At 68.7% G+C, this 15,239-nt stretch carries 15 protein-coding genes; 8 read left to right on the top strand and 7 right to left on the bottom strand.

The window, feature by feature from the left end; translation table 11 throughout:
• Positions 1-2: 2 nt before the first annotated feature.
• The 3 genes from C666_RS03775 to C666_RS03765 are packed head-to-tail and all read right to left on the bottom strand — an operon-like array spanning position 3 to position 1,639.
• The gene (locus C666_RS03775) at positions 3-320 is read right to left on the bottom strand and encodes a hypothetical protein (protein WP_004333964.1); all 318 of its coding nucleotides are present in this window, start codon (positions 318-320) and stop codon (positions 3-5) included.
• Positions 317-595 (bottom strand): hypothetical protein, encoded by a 279-nt coding sequence (locus C666_RS03770; RefSeq protein ID WP_004333962.1) that lies wholly within the window; start codon positions 593-595, stop codon positions 317-319. Before C666_RS03770 ends, C666_RS03775 begins: the two co-directional genes overlap by 4 nt.
• A 27-nt stretch (positions 596-622) precedes the next feature.
• Positions 623-1,639: an alpha/beta hydrolase gene (locus C666_RS03765; RefSeq protein ID WP_004333959.1), complete on the bottom strand. Its 1,017-nt coding sequence runs from the start codon at positions 1,637-1,639 to the stop codon at positions 623-625.
• A gap of 198 nt (positions 1,640-1,837) precedes the next feature.
• Here C666_RS03765 and C666_RS03760 point away from each other — a divergent pair, with 198 nt between their 5' ends.
• The 7 genes from C666_RS03760 (at position 1,838) to C666_RS03730 (ending at position 7,917) form a co-directional block, all read left to right on the top strand.
• Complete coding sequence (locus C666_RS03760; protein ID WP_004333957.1) at positions 1,838-2,908, top strand: type I glyceraldehyde-3-phosphate dehydrogenase; 1,071 nt, start codon at positions 1,838-1,840, stop codon at positions 2,906-2,908.
• A gap of 119 nt (positions 2,909-3,027) precedes the next feature.
• A complete protein-coding gene (locus tag C666_RS03755) occupies positions 3,028-3,636 on the top strand; it encodes a cytochrome c oxidase subunit 3 family protein (protein WP_004333956.1) in 609 nt (202 codons plus the stop codon).
• A 10-nt stretch (positions 3,637-3,646) separates the two neighbouring features.
• Positions 3,647-3,928, top strand: a complete 282-nt coding sequence (locus C666_RS03750) for a cytochrome C oxidase subunit IV family protein (protein ID WP_004333954.1) — start codon at positions 3,647-3,649, stop codon at positions 3,926-3,928.
• A complete protein-coding gene (locus C666_RS03745; protein ID WP_004333953.1) occupies positions 3,925-4,737 on the top strand; it encodes a CbbQ/NirQ/NorQ/GpvN family protein in 813 nt (270 codons plus the stop codon). Before C666_RS03750 ends, C666_RS03745 begins: the two co-directional genes overlap by 4 nt.
• Before the next feature lie 15 nt (positions 4,738-4,752).
• Positions 4,753-5,160, top strand: a complete 408-nt coding sequence (locus C666_RS03740) for a magnetosome magnetite crystal formation protein family (protein ID WP_004333950.1) — start codon at positions 4,753-4,755, stop codon at positions 5,158-5,160.
• A 34-nt stretch (positions 5,161-5,194) separates the two neighbouring features.
• Positions 5,195-7,132, top strand: a complete 1,938-nt coding sequence (locus C666_RS03735) for a nitric oxide reductase activation protein NorD (protein WP_004333947.1) — start codon at positions 5,195-5,197, stop codon at positions 7,130-7,132.
• 17 nt (positions 7,133-7,149) lie between these two features.
• Entirely contained in the window at positions 7,150-7,917 is a 768-nt protein-coding gene (locus C666_RS03730) for a Crp/Fnr family transcriptional regulator (protein WP_004333945.1), read from the top strand.
• Positions 7,918-8,281: 364 nt separating this feature from the next.
• Here C666_RS03730 and C666_RS03725 read toward each other — a convergent pair whose 3' ends face one another.
• The 4 genes from C666_RS03725 to C666_RS03710 form a co-directional block, all read right to left on the bottom strand.
• A complete protein-coding gene (locus C666_RS03725) occupies positions 8,282-9,469 on the bottom strand; it encodes an NnrS family protein (RefSeq protein ID WP_004333944.1) in 1,188 nt (395 codons plus the stop codon).
• A gap of 137 nt (positions 9,470-9,606) precedes the next feature.
• Complete coding sequence (locus tag C666_RS03720) at positions 9,607-11,184, bottom strand: cytochrome D1 domain-containing protein (protein ID WP_004333942.1); 1,578 nt, start codon at positions 11,182-11,184, stop codon at positions 9,607-9,609.
• Positions 11,181-12,392 (bottom strand): heme d1 biosynthesis radical SAM protein NirJ, encoded by a 1,212-nt coding sequence (gene nirJ, locus C666_RS03715; RefSeq protein WP_004333940.1) that lies wholly within the window; start codon positions 12,390-12,392, stop codon positions 11,181-11,183. The genes C666_RS03720 and nirJ overlap by 4 nt, the downstream gene beginning before the upstream one ends.
• Before the next feature lie 136 nt (positions 12,393-12,528).
• Positions 12,529-13,719: a class I SAM-dependent rRNA methyltransferase gene (locus C666_RS03710; protein WP_004333938.1), complete on the bottom strand. Its 1,191-nt coding sequence runs from the start codon at positions 13,717-13,719 to the stop codon at positions 12,529-12,531.
• A gap of 216 nt (positions 13,720-13,935) precedes the next feature.
• On the opposite strand from C666_RS03710, the gene C666_RS03705 reads away from it, so the two are divergent.
• Positions 13,936-15,207 carry a bifunctional O-acetylhomoserine aminocarboxypropyltransferase/cysteine synthase gene (locus C666_RS03705; RefSeq protein WP_004333936.1) on the top strand — a complete coding sequence of 424 codons (1,272 nt, stop codon included), beginning with the start codon at positions 13,936-13,938 and terminating at the stop codon, positions 15,205-15,207.
• The last annotated feature ends 32 nt before the right edge of the window (positions 15,208-15,239 follow it).

Genomic DNA, 15,239 nt, shown 5'->3' with positions numbered 1-15,239 from the left:
GCCTAACCCATGACCAGGCGGATCGCGCCCAACAGGCCGAAAGCGGCCAGGTTCGCCGCCCCCAGCCACAGCCACGCGCGCAGGCTGTCGCGGAACAGAAACACGAAACACAGCACGCCCGCCCAGATCGGCGAGATCAGCCACATGTTGAACTGCGTCTTGCCGCCATTGCCTTCGACGCCGCCCGGGCTGAGCCAGGCGAACAGGCCGGACAGGGCGACGGCCAAGCCGAAGCCCAGCAGCGCGCCGGCACAGCTCTTGCCGAACCAATGGCGGCTCTCGAGGCGCCGCGCAGCCGGCATGGCCCCCTTCCCGCTCATGAGAGCGTCCTCCGTCCTGCCCGCCACGCGCCGAGGAACGGGGCCAGCGTCCAGACCAGCATCACCAGCACCATCCAGCTCGCCACCGCCTCGGTCGCGCCCATCATCGACAGCAGCAGCGCCAGGGACAGCAGCAGCAAGGCCGTTCCGACCCCGGCAGATACGCGCGGCGAAGAGCGATGGGCCAGCCACTGCTGCCGTGGCGACGCGAGGTAGAGCAGCCACGCGCCGGCCACGCCGGACAGCGCCGAAAAAAAGACCATCCATTCGTTCATCGTATCGTCCTCGTCCAGCAACGCGCCTCAGCGCCCCTCGGGAAAGAGCGCGTCGAGAAACAGCGGCAGCGATGCGCCCAGGGTCTGCCCGTGGGACACCCCGGGCAGCTCCGCCAGCGCCACCTCCATGCCGCGCGCGCGCAGGCGCTCGGCCATTCTTTCCGCGGCATCGGGCGGCACGCTGCGGCGCGCCTGCTGCATCGCCTCGCGGGCGGCGCCGGCTGGCTGCACGGACGGCCCGCCCGGACCAGCACGCCCGGCGTCAGAGTCGCCGAGCCACAACCACAATCGCGGCGGCGGACCGGGGGCGGCGGCCGCGGCCGCCTCCTCGCGCAGGACATGGCCGTCGCCCCACCACAGCGAGGGGTCAATCGCCGCGTAATCGGAGAACGCGGCGGGCCGGGTGAACAACACGTGCAAAACGAATACGCCGCCATACGAATGCCCCCACAGGGCCTGCCGCGCCGGGTCCAGCGCGGCCCGCTCCGCGACGGCCGATCTCGCCTGCCCGGTCAGCAGGCCGAGAAAGGCATCGGCGCCGCCGTTGCGGCGATGCGCCGCCAGCGGGTCGCGCTGGGCGTCTTCGCCTCCGGTGCGGCGCGGCGTGTAGTCATGGGCGCGCGCATCGCCATCGATGCGCAGATCGTTGTCATGGGCGACGAACACGATCACCGGCGCCGGGGTCCGCCGCGCCAGACGCGCCAGCGTCTCCTCGCCGATATCCATCAGCGCCGCGTTGCCGTCGAGCAGCCAGACCGCCGGGTGGCCGCCCGGCGGCGCGGGGCTGTCCGGCAGCGCCACCCGCAAGCGATAGCCCCGCCCGTTGGCTGCCGGGTCCAGGGTGATGGTTTCGAAGCGATAGCCGGCGACGCCGGTGTCGGCAATGGTGGTGCCGGTCCGTTGCGCCAGATTCGGCTGCGCCAGCGCCGGCAGCACATTGAGCATCAGCACCCACCCGAACAGGCAGGCCCACAGCCGGGGCCCCGCCATGCGGCCCCTGCCGGCCAGGGTTTTGTTGTTCAGGCTTGCGATCCGGTCCTTCATGGTTTCCCCGTTGAGGCGAGCAGCAGTCATTTTCGACAGAGCTGTCCATTATATGGACAGAAACGAGAATCCTTCTTATTCGACCGGATTGTCGGCCGGATCGCATGCGCACACAGCGCCTTCCGCTGCACGGATACCGGCGACACGGCCATCAGCCAGTAGAATCCCGCTTCTCCATCCACCCAACCGGAAACCACCGTGTCACGCACCCAGCCTCCCGTCCTGTCCCACCCGCAACGCATCGCCATCAACGGCTACGGCCGTATCGGGCGCTGTTACCTGCGCGCCCTGCACGAGGCGGGATTGGCGGAACGCTTCCGGGTGGCGGCGATCAACGAGCCGGCGGACCTGGCGAGCATCGCCTACCTGACGCGCTTCGACTCCACCCACGGGCGCTTTCCCGGCAAGGTCGAGGCTGGCGACGGCCATCTGCTGATCGACGGCCAGGCCATCGCGATCTCGCATGCCAGCACGCCGGAGGCGGTCGACTGGGCCGCCCACGGCATAGACTTGGTGGTCGAATGCTCGGGCCAGTACGGCAGCCGCGCCGAACTCGAACGTTTCCTGCGGGCAGGCTGCCCGCGCCTGCTGCTGTCGCAGCCCGGCAACAGCGCCGAGGACGTCGACGCCACCATCGTGCACGGCATCAACGACGCCAGCCTGCGGGCCGGCGCGCGGCTGGTGTCGAACGCGTCCTGCACCACCAATGCCGTGGTGCCGGTGCTGGCCCTGCTGCACCGCGAGCTCGGCCTGGAAAACGTGCTGCTCACCACCTTGCATTCGGCGATGAACGACCAGCCGCTGATCGACGGCTACCATCACGCCGATCTGCGCCGCACGCGCTCGGCGATGCAGTCGATCATCCCGGTATCGACCGGCCTGGCGCGCGGCGTCGAGCGCCTGCTGCCGGAGCTCGCCGGCAAGGTGCAGGCCAAGGCCATCCGCGTGCCGACGCATAACGTGTCGGCCATCGACATGGTGCTGCAGTTCTCCGGCGGCGCCGACGCGGCGCGGATCAACGCCCTGCTGCGCTCCGCCGCCGAGGGCGCCTGGCGCGGGCTGCTGGCGTGGTCCGACGACCCCCACGCATCGATCGACTTCAACCACGACCCGCATTCGGCGATCGTCGACGGCGGCCAGACGCGCATGGTGGGCGCGCGGCTGGCCAACCTGGTGGTGTGGTTCGACAATGAATGGGGGTTTGCCAGCCGCATGGTGGATGTGACGCGGCACTGGCTCGAACGCCTGGCGCAAGCACGGGAAGCGTAGGCGCCGCCGCGCGTTCCGCCACATCGCGCACGCCATCCATTCCGCCCCAGGGCGCGGCGGCGCCTTTCAGTTAACCACGATCAAGTTAATTCCATGCGCCCCTGCCTAGACTGCGGCGCATGGAACAGAACACTCTCCCCACCGTCACGGCGGCTCCGCTCGAACAGGCTTCCGGCCCACGGCTGGCGGGCGACTTGGCGATCTGGTTCTTCATCCTCGCCGAACTGCTGGCTTTTGGCGTGTTCTTCGCCGCCTACGCCTTCACCCGCGCCAACAACATCGAGCTCTTCGACGCCGAGCAGGCGGCGCTGAACCGCAATGCGGGCGCGCTCAACACCGTGCTGCTGCTGACCGCCAGCTACTTCGTCGTGCGCGCGGTGCAGGCCGCCGAGCACAGCCGGTCGCAGGCCTGCGCGCACTGGCTGCTGGCCGCGATCGCCTGCGGCGCGGGCTTCCTGGTGGTCAAGATGTTCGAGTACGCGGCTGCCTTCGAGCACAACATCAGCCTGTCGAGCAGCCCCTTCCACATGTTCTACCTGTCGCTGACCTTCTTCCATTTCATGCACGTCATCCTCGGCATGGTGATCCTGGTCGCGATGTGGAACGGCGCGCGCGCGGGCCGCTACCGGCCGGGCGACATGAACGGCATCGAAACCGGCGCCGCCTACTGGCACATGGTGGATCTGGTGTGGCTGATCCTGTTCCCGCTGGTCTATGTCATCCACTGAGGGGGCGAAGATGAGTTCCGACGTACATGGCACACCGCGCCGTGCCACCCTGTTGTGGGCGACGCTGATCGTCGCCACGCTGCTGACCTGGGGCATGGGCGCGACGGGCGCCACCGGCAAGGGCGCGATCGCCATCCTGGCCGCGATATCGTTCTGGAAGGGCGCGGTCATCATCCTCGACTTCATGGCCCTGCGCCACGCACCGCTGCTGTGGCGCGCGCTGACGCTGGGCTGGATGATCCTCGTGTGGGCGGTCATCGCCATCGCATACATCAAAGGACTGCCGCAATGAAAATGGAAAACCTCACGGGCGCAGCGAAGCTCGACATCCCTTTCTACCAGGCCGCGGGCGACGAGGTCGCGGTGTTCGAGCACGCCTGGAAAAACCGCCTGCCGCTGCTGATCAAGGGGCCGACCGGCTGCGGCAAGACGCGCTTCGTCGCGCACATGGCCGCCCGCCTGGGCCTGCCGCTGCATACCGTGGCCTGCCACGACGACCTCACCGCCGCCGACCTCGTCGGCCGCCACCTGATCGGCGACGGCAGGACGGTGTGGTGCGACGGCCCGCTGACCCGCGCCGTGCGCGAGGGCGGCATCTGCTACCTGGACGAAGTGGTCGAGGCGCGCAAGGACACCACGGTGGTGCTTCACCCGCTGGCCGACGACCGCCGCATCCTGCCCATCGACCGCACCGGCGAACTGCTGGAAGCGCCACCCAGCTTCATGCTGGTGGTGTCCTACAACCCCGGCTACCAGAACCTGCTGAAGGGCATGAAGCCCTCGACCCGCCAGCGCTTCGTCAGCGTGCGCTTCGATTTCCCGCGCGCCGAACAGGAAGAAGCCATCCTGATCGGTGAAACCGCCTGCCCACCCGACCTCGCCCGCCGCCTGGTGACAATCGCCGGCGCGCTGCGCGCGCTGAAGGACCGCGACCTGGAAGAAGCCGCCAGCACCCGCCTGCTGATCTATGCCGCGCTGCTGATCAAGGACGGCATGGACCCGGTGGCGGCCTGCCGCGTCGGCATCGTCGAAAGCCTGACCGACGACGCCGAAGTCGCCGAGGCGCTGATGGAAGTCGTGTCGGCCACTTTCGGCCGCTGAAAGGGACGGCCGGCCATGTCGATCGAACGCCCCGACCCCCTGCGTCACGTCATGCCCGGCCCGCGTCTTGCGGTCGCCGCCGAGGCCCTGTTCCTGATCAACCTGATGCTGGCGCCGGGGCTCGCCTTCCTGGTGCTGATGGTGCTGTGGGCGAAACACCACGACCACCCCGATCCGCTGGTGCGCAACCACCTGCGCCAGACCGGGTGGACCTGCATCTGGGGCGGCACGCTGCTGGTCAGCCTGAGCGCCGCCATCTTCGTGCTCGGCGGCTTCGACAACCCGTGGTCGTGGGTGGTCGGCGTGCTGTACTTCACCTTCGTCCATTCCGGGCTGATCCTGCTCGGCGTGCTCGGCCTGTCGCGCGCGGTCAATGGCCGCCCCTGGCGCTATCCGATCTTCGGACCGCGCGAAGATGGCTGAGCCGACCGTTGCCCGCGCGAAGGAGCGCTGAATCATGGAAGAAACCGTCGGCAAACTCTGGCATCGCTTCATCACCCGCGCCGCGGGCGGCCACTTTCCCCAGGCCGCGGTCAGGCTGAAGGACATCGAACGCATGACGGGTGTGTTCTTCCGCGCCCTCGGCGGCGACCCCGGCCTGCGCGTGGCGGCGGCCACCGCCGACGTGCACGGCGCGCGCCGCAGCCTGCTGTCGCGCATCGCCGGCAGCGACGAACGCCTCGCCCGCGCCCGCATGGACAGCACCACGCTGCGCCTGCCGATGGAGCTGGACGCACTGCCCGAGCGCAGCCTGAACCGCGACCTCTACCTGTGGCTGGCCGCCCTCGCCGCGGCGCAGGGCGCGCCGGCCGGCGTCGAGGATGAAACCGCACTGGCCCAGGCCCAGGCACGCCTCGCCCCCCTGCCCGAAGGCGCCAGCGCCGACGCCGCGACGCTGGAGCTGCGCCTAAACCAGCTCGCCACGCTGCGCGCCCTGCTGCGCTGGCCCGGCCTGCAGTCGCGCTACGACCGCCTCGTGGCCGCGGTGCTGAAGCAGCGCCCCGATCCGGCCCGCCTGCCCCCGGTCGAAGCCGAGCGCGAGAATCTCGTCCGCCAGGCGCTGCGGCAACCCGGCAGCGTCGCCGCGCTGCCGCCGCTGCCCCCCAAGGGCATGCCACATCAGCCGGTGCTGCTGTGGCTGGGCGACCTGCTGCCGGGCGACGCCGCCACCGCGCGCGGCGGGCGCGGCGCCGAAGCCAGCGCCAACGCGCAGAACAAGCGCGACGAGCGCGAAACCGAACGCCAGGCCCACCGTGTCGAACGCGTCGACCAGCCGCAGGAAAAACACGGCCTGTTGATGATCTTCCGCGCCGAAAGCCTGCTGTCGGTGGCCGAGTTTCTGAAGGTCAAGCGCAGCACCGACGACGACCCCGACGACAACGCCGCCGACGCTGCCGCCAACCTCGAACAGCTTGCGCTGTCGCGCGACGAGGAGCGCGTCGCCTCCAAGGTGCGCTTCGACCTCGACCTGCCGTCCGCCGCCGAGGACGACGTCGTGCTCGGCGGCGGCATCCCGCTGCCGGAGTGGGACTACCGCAAGCAACTGCTGCGCGAGGACCACGTCCGCCTGCAGGAATTCACCGCCTCGCCGCACGACCCGCGCGCCGCGCCCACGCCGCTGCCGGCCCACCTGCGCCGCACCGCGCGCCATCTGCACCGCCAGTTCGCCGCGCTGCAGCCCGGCCGGCGCTGGCTCAAGGGCCGCATCGACGGCAGCGAACTCGACCTGGATGCCGTCGTGCGCGCCGCCACCGACCGCGCCATCGGCCAGCACCCGTCCGATCAGCTCTACCTGTCGCTGGAAAAGCGCGAGCGCGATCTCGCCTGCCTGGCACTGGCCGACCTGTCGCTGTCCACCGATGCCTGGATCTCGTCCGAGGCCCGCGTCATCGACGTCATCCGCGATTCGCTGCTGCTGTTCGGCGAGGCCTTGTCCGCCACCGGCGACGGCTTCGCGCTGTGCGGCTTCTCGTCGGTCAAGCGCAGCAACGTGCGCTTCCACCGCCTGAAGGATTTCTCGCAGCGCTTCGACGACGCCGCGCGCGGCCGCATCATGGCGATCAAGCCGGGCTACTACACCCGGCTGGGCGCCGCGATCCGCCATGCCACCAGCGTGCTCGAAAAACAGGCCGCGGCCCGCCGCGTGCTGCTGATCCTGTCCGACGGCAAACCCAACGACCTCGACCTGTACGACGGCCGCTACGGCATCGAGGACACCCGCGTCGCCGTCATCGAAGCGCGCGGCCGCGGCATCGTGCCCTTCTGCGTCACCATCGACCGCGAGGGCGCCAGCTACCTGCCCCATCTGTTCGGCCCCGGCGGCTACGCGGTGATCCGCGAGCCCGACGAGCTTCCCGCCCGTCTGCCGATGTTCTACGCCCAACTGACCCGCTGACGCATGAGAACCACGCCATGAATCATTGCGACATCCCGTGCCAGGAGGCACTGCGCGACGCAAGCCCGCCCGCCGACGCCCTCTCCCTGACACCCGAAGTCGAACGCCTGTGCCGCCTGCTGCGCCACGCCTCGCTGTTCCAGGGCCTGGGGCTGGGCGATATCGCACGCTTTGCGCGCGGCGTGCGCGAGATCAAGGCACCCAAGGGCGAGATCCTGTTCCACCGCGGCGACGCCTGCAGCGGCTTCCACCTGATCCTGTCCGGCCAGATCAAGCTCGCCTTCACCTCGTCCGAAGGCAACGAAAAGGTGGTCGACATCCTGCGCCCCGGCCAGAGCTTCGGCGAGGCGGTGATGTTCATGGACAAGCCCTACGTGGTGATGGCGCAGGCGCTGACCGACAGCACGCTGCTGCACATCGGCAAGCAGGTCTTCTTCGAGGAAATGAACGGCGACCCGCGCTTCTGCCACAAGATCATCGCCGGCCTCGCCCAGCGCCTGCACCGGCTGATGGGCGATGTCGAAAGCTACTCGCTGCGCTCCGGGCGCGAGCGCATCATCGGCTACCTGCTGCGCGAAGAGGAGATGAGCGGGGAAAGCGTCGGCACCGGCCGCGTCTCGATCCGCCTGCCCACCAGCAAGGGCACCATCGCCTCGCGCCTGAACCTGACGCAGGAACACTTCTCGCGCATCCTGCACGAACTCACCAGCGCCGGCCTGATCGAGGTCGAAGGCCGCACCATCCACATCCCCGACATCGAGCAGCTGCGCAGCAGCTTGGACTGAAGCACGGCAGCGGAAGATCAGACAAGAGGATTGGCGACGCGGATACCCGGCAGAGCATGGCCATGGTGCATGTCTTCACTGAGCAGGGTGTCGCAACCAGCCTCCCCCGTTTTCGCCGCAGCACGAAACCCAGCTCATTGATTATCTGCGGCGTGATCACCACGACTTCGGCGGCCTGGATAGCGTCCCGGGCACGTTCGTGGCGAACAGGATCAGAACTCGTCGGACGACTCAGTGCATCGACCTAGATGTTGGTGTCAACGCAGACGGTCATCATAAAGCTCATCCCGGTCAAGACCAGGATCGATGTCCGAGTCAACTGCCATATGTTGCCAGACAGGCAGCGAGTGCTGGTGAGCCGCTGTCACCCCTCCTTGCCGTCCACCCGCGCCTTCAGCAAGAACGGCGTGTAGCGCCACAGGTAGAGCAGGAAACCGAGCGACCACAGCGTGGCCGCGGCGTGGATGCCGCCGATCGCGGCGGCGGGGATCACGGCCACGGTCAGCACGCGGGCCAGCGCCGCGAGCTGCACCAGCGCATAGGCGGCGGTTTCGATCGGCCCGGCCACCAGCATGCGGCCGGTATGGCCGAGCGCGGTACGGGTGATCATGCCGATGATGAGCCCGCCGGTGGCGCCGATCGCCAGCGCGTGGATGCCGGCGGTGCGCGGCAGCAGGCCGAGCTGGGCCAGGCCGATCAGCGCCAGGCCCAGCGGAATCCACATGTAGGACAGGTGCAGCACCCACAGCAGCGACACCTTGCGCGTCGCCCACGGATTCCAGCCGCCGACGCGCAGCCCCTGCAGCACGGCGGCGGCGAAGGACACGGCCGCCGCCCAGGTGCCCGCCCCGGTCGCCCACAGCAGCAGCGCGATGCCGGTGGCGATGGCGGCCGCCCAATCGACGCGCTTGTCGCGCCACTGCTTGATGCCGCGGATGGAATTGAAGGTGAACATCGGGATGACGCGGCCGCCGATGATGGTCTCCAGCACCACGATCAGGCCCAGCGCGAGGTGCATCGCGGTCAGCGGATCGACGTCGATGACCTGCAGTACCGCCAGATGGAACACCAGGTTGGCCAGTGCCAGCAGGCCCGGCAGCACGCCGACGAAATAGTTGCGCCGGCTCTTGGCGCGGACCAGCACCCGCAGCAGCAAGGCCGCGGCCACCGGCAGGAAGGCGATGTCGACCACCGCCACCCAGGCCCCGCTGCCGAAGGCCATCGCCAGCCGCCCGGCCAGCCACAGCCCGGCGAGCACGGCGAGCTGGCCGCCGGCGGGCGTGTCCAGGCCGGTCCAGTTGCGCCCCGCGGTGAACAGGAAGCCGATGATGACCGCCACCGCGAAACCGAAGATCATCTCGTGCGCATGCCACCACATGCCGGGGATCGGCGTCTGCAGCCCGCCGGAGAACACGACCGCCCACACGGGGATCGCCAACACGGCGAAGGCCGCGGCCAGCAGGTAGAAGGGGCGGAAAGCCAGTGCCCACAGCGAGAAGGTATCGGGCGGTATGCGCTTGGTGGTCGGTTCTTCGAGGGGAATCAGGGCCATGTCGATCGCTCTTTGTCAGGGTGTTGCCGAGGCACTCCTACCGGCTTGCCTTCGGAGCGGGAACGAGGCGCACAACCGCGGGCAGTGCCGTGGCACGGGCAGAGCAACGCCGTCGTCGCTTCGAAGGCAGGGCGGTATCAGTGGCTGGTGCCTTCTTCGCGTGAAATCTTGTTCCACACATTGTATTTGCCTACCGGCTTTCTCATCGGCAGGCGTTTCACTTCTTCCAGCGTTTGCGCGTCATAGACGATGACGGCGCCCTCATCCTCCCACAAGCTGGCCAGCGCATAGCGGCCGTCTCGGGTGAATTCGACGTGTGCCAGCGTCTTGCCCGGCTCGCCGGTGATCTCCTTGACCACCTCCAGCGTCTGCTTGTCGATGACCTGCAGGATATGCTTGGCCTGCGGGCTCATCATCGAATCGACGAAGGCGTAGCGGCTGTTTGCATGGCTGCGCAGGAAGAAGCCGGGACCGCGGGTGGCGATGCGCTTGACGACCTCCCAGGACTTCATGTCGATCACCGTGACCTCGCCGGCCTTCAGGTTGGTGCTGGCCATCACCGTGCGCGCCGCGCCGCTGGCGTCAATCCACTCCCAGGTGATGCCCGAGCCCAGGTGCGGCATGCCGTCCAGCGGCAGGTCGGCGATCTTGCGCCGGATGTCGAGGTTGACCACCTGGCCCACACCCTCGCGCGAGGCGCCCATCAATTCGGCGTAGTCCTGGGTGAAGAAGAAATCGTCGAGCACTTCGCCCAGAACGGTGCGGCGCGGGTTCAGGTAGCCGGGGATGAAGCTGCCTTCCTTCTGCGCGTAGTCGTGGATGAAGCCGGTGGGAATGTCCTCCACTGCCTTGGTGTAGCTGATCTCCCACACTTCCGGCACGTCCTTCAGCGCGGCGATGAAGGACTGGCGCGGCGTGGCGTCATACACCGCCGACACGCGCGAACTGTGCTTGCCGTCGCGGTCGGTGGCGGCGATGGTCTTGACCAGGTTCAGGTCGCCGTCGAGCAGCACCAGGGTGTTGGGCAGGTAGTTGGCCACCGCCACGTGCTTGCCGTCCGGCGACGCGGCGACGTTGCGGGTGTTGATGCCCGCCCTCACCTCGGCCACCACCGTCAGGTTCCACAGGTCGTACTTGGTGATCCAGCCGTCGCGCGAGCCGAAGAACACGTAGCGCCCGCCCGCCGCGAACTTGGGCCCGCCGTGCAGGGCGAAGCGCGACTGGAAGCGGTGGATCGGCTCGAGCCTGTCGCCGTCGAGCACGCTGACGTGGTGGTCGCCGCCCTCGACGACGAGGAAGACGTTCAGCGGATCGGCATCGAACACCGGCTTGTCGGACAGCGTGGCCGAATCGACGTGCTGGATGCGCGAGGCGCGGATGTCGTCGTCGGTCCAGCGCGGCGGCGGATCGACCGGGCTGTAGATCCAGTCGATCAGCGCGGCGATCTCGTCCTTGGACAACTGTTCTCCGAAGCCCAGCATCTGCGTGGCCGTACGCCCCTCGGCGACGATCTTCAGCGCCTCGGGCTTGCGCAGGCGGGCGAGATTGTCCGGCAGCAGCGCCGGCCCCATGCCGCCGAGGCGATCGCCCGAGTGGCAGACCGCGCAGTGCCGGGCGTACAGTTCGGCGACGCCGGGGCGGCCGGCATCGGTCGCGTTGCCGCTCGCGGCCGCCAGCGCGGCGGCGGCCAGGAAGATGGAATGCAGCGCCTTCATGCCGGCACCTTCTCGATACGGGTCCAGGGGGTGGTGACGACGCGCGCGCGGCCGTCGTAGTCGGCGGCGGAGACGCCGATCTCCTCGTCGTCCAGATAACAGCCGGGGTCTTCCGCCCACGGGTTGTTCGTCACCTGCGCTGCGCGCACGCGCGAACTGCCGTTGCAGATGGCCAGGTGGCGACAGGCGCCGCAGCGCCCCTCCAACGTGCGCGGATGCTGCTTCAGGCCGGCCATCAGGGGGTTGGAGAGATCGTTCCAGATGTCGCCGAAGGCGCGCTTGCGCACGTCGCCCAGCGGCACGTGCCACCACATCGTGTCCGGATGGACGATGCCGAGGTTGTCGATGTTGGCCACGTTGACGCCGCTGGCGTTGCCCCCCCACTGGCGCAGCTTGGCCTCGATGTGCGCCGCGCGTTCGGGAAAGCGGCGCTGCACCCACTGCAGCAGGAAGGGCCCGTCGGCATCGTTGTTGCCGGTGACGAAATCCTTTTCGATGCCGCGCCGGTGCAGGTCCAGACAGGTGTCGAACAGCAGCTCCATGGCCTCGCGCGTGGTGCGGTGGCGGGCATCGCCGGCGCGGTTCTTGTTGCCGCGGCCGGCGTAGTTGAGATGCGAGAAGTAGAACTTGTCGATGCCCTCGTCCTCGACCAGCTTCAGCAATGCGGGCAGGTCGTGGGCGTTGCCCTCGGTCATCGTGTAGCGCACGCCGACCTTGATGCCGCGCTCCAGGCACAGGCGGATGCCGTCCATCGAGGCTTCGAACGCGCCCTGCTTGCGGCGGAAATGGTCGTGCGTGGCACCGATGCCGTCCAGGCTGACGCCGACGTAGTCGAAGCCGATGTCGTCGATCGCGTCGATGTTCGAGGCGTCGATCAGCGTGCCGTTGGACGACAGCGCGGTGTAGAAGCCCATCGCCTTGGCGCGGCGGGCGATGTCGAAGATGTCCGGGCGCAGCAGCGGCTCGCCGCCCGACAGGATCAGCACCGGCACCCGCGCGGCCTTCAGGTCGTCCATCACCTTGAACACTTCGGCGGTATCCAGCTCGCCGGCGAAATCCTTGTCGGCCGAGATCGAGTAGCAGTGTTCGCAGGTCAGGTTGCAGCGCCGGATCAGGTTCCAGATGACGACCGGGCCGGGCGGGTTGCGGCGCGGGCCGGCAGGCGTGGGCTGGTCGAGTTCGCGGATGAAGTGGGCGATGCGGAACATGGAGGCTCTCCTGAGTGGAACTCATTAGAGCCGAGCGGGCCGCGGGGAAAAATGACGCGGGTCAAGAGACCTGCGTGACGGCGTCCGGGCGGAGCAACGGCCCGGGCCGGCGGACGGGAAAACGGCGGCGGGAGCCTCAGCCGATCTGGCAGGCCAGCCCTTTCAGGTATTCGCCTTCCGGCACGGCCAGCCCGACCGGGTGGTCGGGCGCGGCGGACAGGCGGTACAGGACGCGCGCGTCGACGCCCGCATCCCTGGCCGCGCCGGCGACGATCTTCTGGAACAGTTCCAGCCCGATGCCGCCCGAGCACGAATAGGTCATCAGGATGCCGCCCGGATTGAGCAGGCGGAAGCCGAACAGGTTGATGTCCGTGTACGCCCGCGCAGCGCGCTCGGCATGCGCCGCGGACGGCGCGAACTTGGGCGGATCGAGCACGACGAGGTCGAAGCGCTGCCCTTCGTCCTTGAGATTGCGCAGCGCCTTGAACACGTCCGCCTCATGCCAGTCGGCCAGGCTGGGATCGAGCTGCGGGTTGAGCGCGAGGTTGCGGCGCGCGCCTTCCAGCGCCGGACCGGACGAGTCGATCGACAGCACCGACTTCGCCCCCCCGGCCAGCGCCTGCAGCGAAAAGCCGCCGGTGTAGCAAAAGCAGTTGAGCACGTCCCGCCCGGCGGCGAGCCGGCCGGTGAGCAGGCGGTTGTCGCGCTGGTCGAGGTAGAAGCCGGTCTTGTGCCCGCCCACCACGTCCACCTCCATGCGCACGCCGTTCTCGACGATGGAGAGACCGCCGGACGGCAGTTCGCCGTGCGCGCAGCCGGTGTGCGGCGCCAGCCCTTCCAGTCGGCGCACTTCGGAATCGGAACGTTCGTAGACCGCCGCGCAGCCGGTGGCCTGCACCAGGCCGGCGACGATCGCCTCGCGCCACTTGTCCGCCCCGGCACTGGTGAGCTGCAGCACGACGACATCGCCGTAGCGGTCGGCGATGACGCCCGGCAGCCCGTCCGATTCGCCGTGGATCAGGCGCACGCCCTCCTGCCCGCGCAGGGCCGGGATCGCCGCGCGCCGCGCCACCGATGCCGCCACCGCGCGCTTGAAGAAGGCGTGGTCGATCGCCGCCTCGGGATCGAAGCTCCACACCCGCGCGCGGATCTGGGATTCGGGCGCCCACCCCGCCCGCGCCAGCGCCTTGCCGTCGGCAGCCAGCACCGTCACCGTGTCGCCCGGCCGCGCCCGGCCGTCGAGCCGCTCGACCGAACCGGCGAAGATCCAGGGATGGCGGCGGAACAGAGAACGTTCCTTGCCGGGCTTGAGGATGAGCTGGGCCATGCGGGATTCCGGGCGAAATATGATGGATCGGGGGATGGATTTTAGCGGCTCGGCACGTTCGCGCCCATAGCGGACACGGGAAACAGCCCGCTGCGCCGCCCAATGAATACACATGGCATTTTCACCCGCTGGCATTGGTCAGAACGTTTAATGCTTACGTCCGCATGCCCGCGCTGGCTATACTCCCCGCACTTAGACCAAGGGGAGACCTGTCACATGAAGCTCGAAACCATCGCCGTGCACGGCGGCTATTCGCCGGACCCCACCACCAAGGCCGTGGCGGTGCCGATCTACCAGACCACCTCCTACGCCTTCGACGACACCCAGCACGGCGCTGACCTGTTCGACCTCAAGGTGGCAGGCAACATCTACACCCGCATCATGAACCCGACCACCGCCGTGCTCGAGCAGCGCGTGGCCGAACTGGAAGGCGGCATCGGCGCGCTGGCGGTGGCCTCGGGCATGTCGGCGATCACCTACGCCATCCAGACCATCGCCGAAGCCGGCGACAACATCGTCTCGGCCTCGACGCTGTACGGCGGCACCTACAACCTGTTCGCCCATACCCTGCCGCAGTTCGGCATCGAAGTGCGCTTCGCCGACCACCGCGATCCGGACAGCTTCGCCAGGCTGATCGACGGACGCACCAAGGCGGTGTTCTGCGAATCCGTCGGCAACCCGCTGGGCAACATCACCGACATCGGCCGCCTGGCCGAAATCGCGCACAAGGCGGGCGTGCCGCTGATCGTGGACAACACCGTGCCCTCGCCCTACCTGTGCCGCCCCTTCGAACACGGCGCCGACATCGTGGTGCACGCGCTGACCAAGTACCTGGGCGGCCACGGCAACTCGATCGGCGGCGTCATCGTCGACTCGGGCAAGTTCCCGTGGGCCGAGCACAAGGCGCGCTTCCGCCGCCTGAACGAGCCGGACGTTTCCTACCACGGCGTGGTCTACACCGAAGCGCTCGGCGCGGCGGCCTTCATCGGCCGCGCGCGCGTGGTGCCGCTGCGCAACACCGGCGCGGCGCTGTCGCCATTCAACGCCTTCCTGATCCTGCAAGGCATCGAGACGCTGGCGCTGCGCATGGACCGCATCTGCGAGAACACCGTGAAGGTGGCGGAATACCTGAAGGCGCATGCCAAGGTCGAGTGGGTGAACTACGCCGGCCTGCCCGAGCATGCCGACCACGGCCTGGTGCAGAAGTACATGGGCGGCCGCGCGTCGGGCATCCTGTCCTTCGGCGTCAAGGGCGGCATCGAAGGCGGCACGCGGTTCCAGGATGCGCTGAAGCTGTTCACCCGCCTGGTCAACATCGGCGACGCCAAGTCGCTCGCCTGCCATCCGGCGTCGACCACGCACCGCCAGTTGTCGCCGGAAGAGCTGGCGAAGGCCGGCGTGGCGCCCGACATGGTGCGCCTGTCGATCGGCATCGAGCACATCGACGACCTCATCGACGACCTGGAACAGGCGCTCGCCGCCGTCTGACCGGAGACGCCGCCCCGATTCCCTGGCGGCGG

The sequence above is a fragment of the Thauera linaloolentis 47Lol = DSM 12138 genome (assembly GCF_000310205.1).
Lineage (GTDB): Bacteria > Pseudomonadota > Gammaproteobacteria > Burkholderiales > Rhodocyclaceae > Thauera > Thauera linaloolentis.
Note: the sequence above shows the minus strand (reverse complement) of the source record. Positions and strands in the feature narration are given on the sequence as shown.

Coding starts and splice junctions, on each gene's coding strand:
- C666_RS03770 (WP_004333962.1), bottom strand. CDS start 595: ATGAACGAATGGATGGTCTTTTTTTCGGCGCTGTCCGGCGTGGCCGGC.
- C666_RS03705 (WP_004333936.1), top strand. CDS start 13,936: ATGAAGCTCGAAACCATCGCCGTGCACGGCGGCTATTCGCCGGACCCC.
- C666_RS03725 (WP_004333944.1), bottom strand. CDS start 9,469: ATGGCCCTGATTCCCCTCGAAGAACCGACCACCAAGCGCATACCGCCC.
- C666_RS03730 (WP_004333945.1), top strand. CDS start 7,150: ATGAATCATTGCGACATCCCGTGCCAGGAGGCACTGCGCGACGCAAGC.
- C666_RS03775 (WP_004333964.1), bottom strand. CDS start 320: ATGAGCGGGAAGGGGGCCATGCCGGCTGCGCGGCGCCTCGAGAGCCGC.
- C666_RS03740 (WP_004333950.1), top strand. CDS start 4,753: ATGTCGATCGAACGCCCCGACCCCCTGCGTCACGTCATGCCCGGCCCG.
- nirJ (WP_004333940.1), bottom strand. CDS start 12,392: ATGTTCCGCATCGCCCACTTCATCCGCGAACTCGACCAGCCCACGCCT.
- C666_RS03765 (WP_004333959.1), bottom strand. CDS start 1,639: ATGAAGGACCGGATCGCAAGCCTGAACAACAAAACCCTGGCCGGCAGG.
- C666_RS03745 (WP_004333953.1), top strand. CDS start 3,925: ATGAAAATGGAAAACCTCACGGGCGCAGCGAAGCTCGACATCCCTTTC.
- C666_RS03710 (WP_004333938.1), bottom strand. CDS start 13,719: ATGGCCCAGCTCATCCTCAAGCCCGGCAAGGAACGTTCTCTGTTCCGC.
- C666_RS03755 (WP_004333956.1), top strand. CDS start 3,028: ATGGAACAGAACACTCTCCCCACCGTCACGGCGGCTCCGCTCGAACAG.
- C666_RS03720 (WP_004333942.1), bottom strand. CDS start 11,184: ATGAAGGCGCTGCATTCCATCTTCCTGGCCGCCGCCGCGCTGGCGGCC.
- C666_RS03750 (WP_004333954.1), top strand. CDS start 3,647: ATGAGTTCCGACGTACATGGCACACCGCGCCGTGCCACCCTGTTGTGG.
- C666_RS03735 (WP_004333947.1), top strand. CDS start 5,195: ATGGAAGAAACCGTCGGCAAACTCTGGCATCGCTTCATCACCCGCGCC.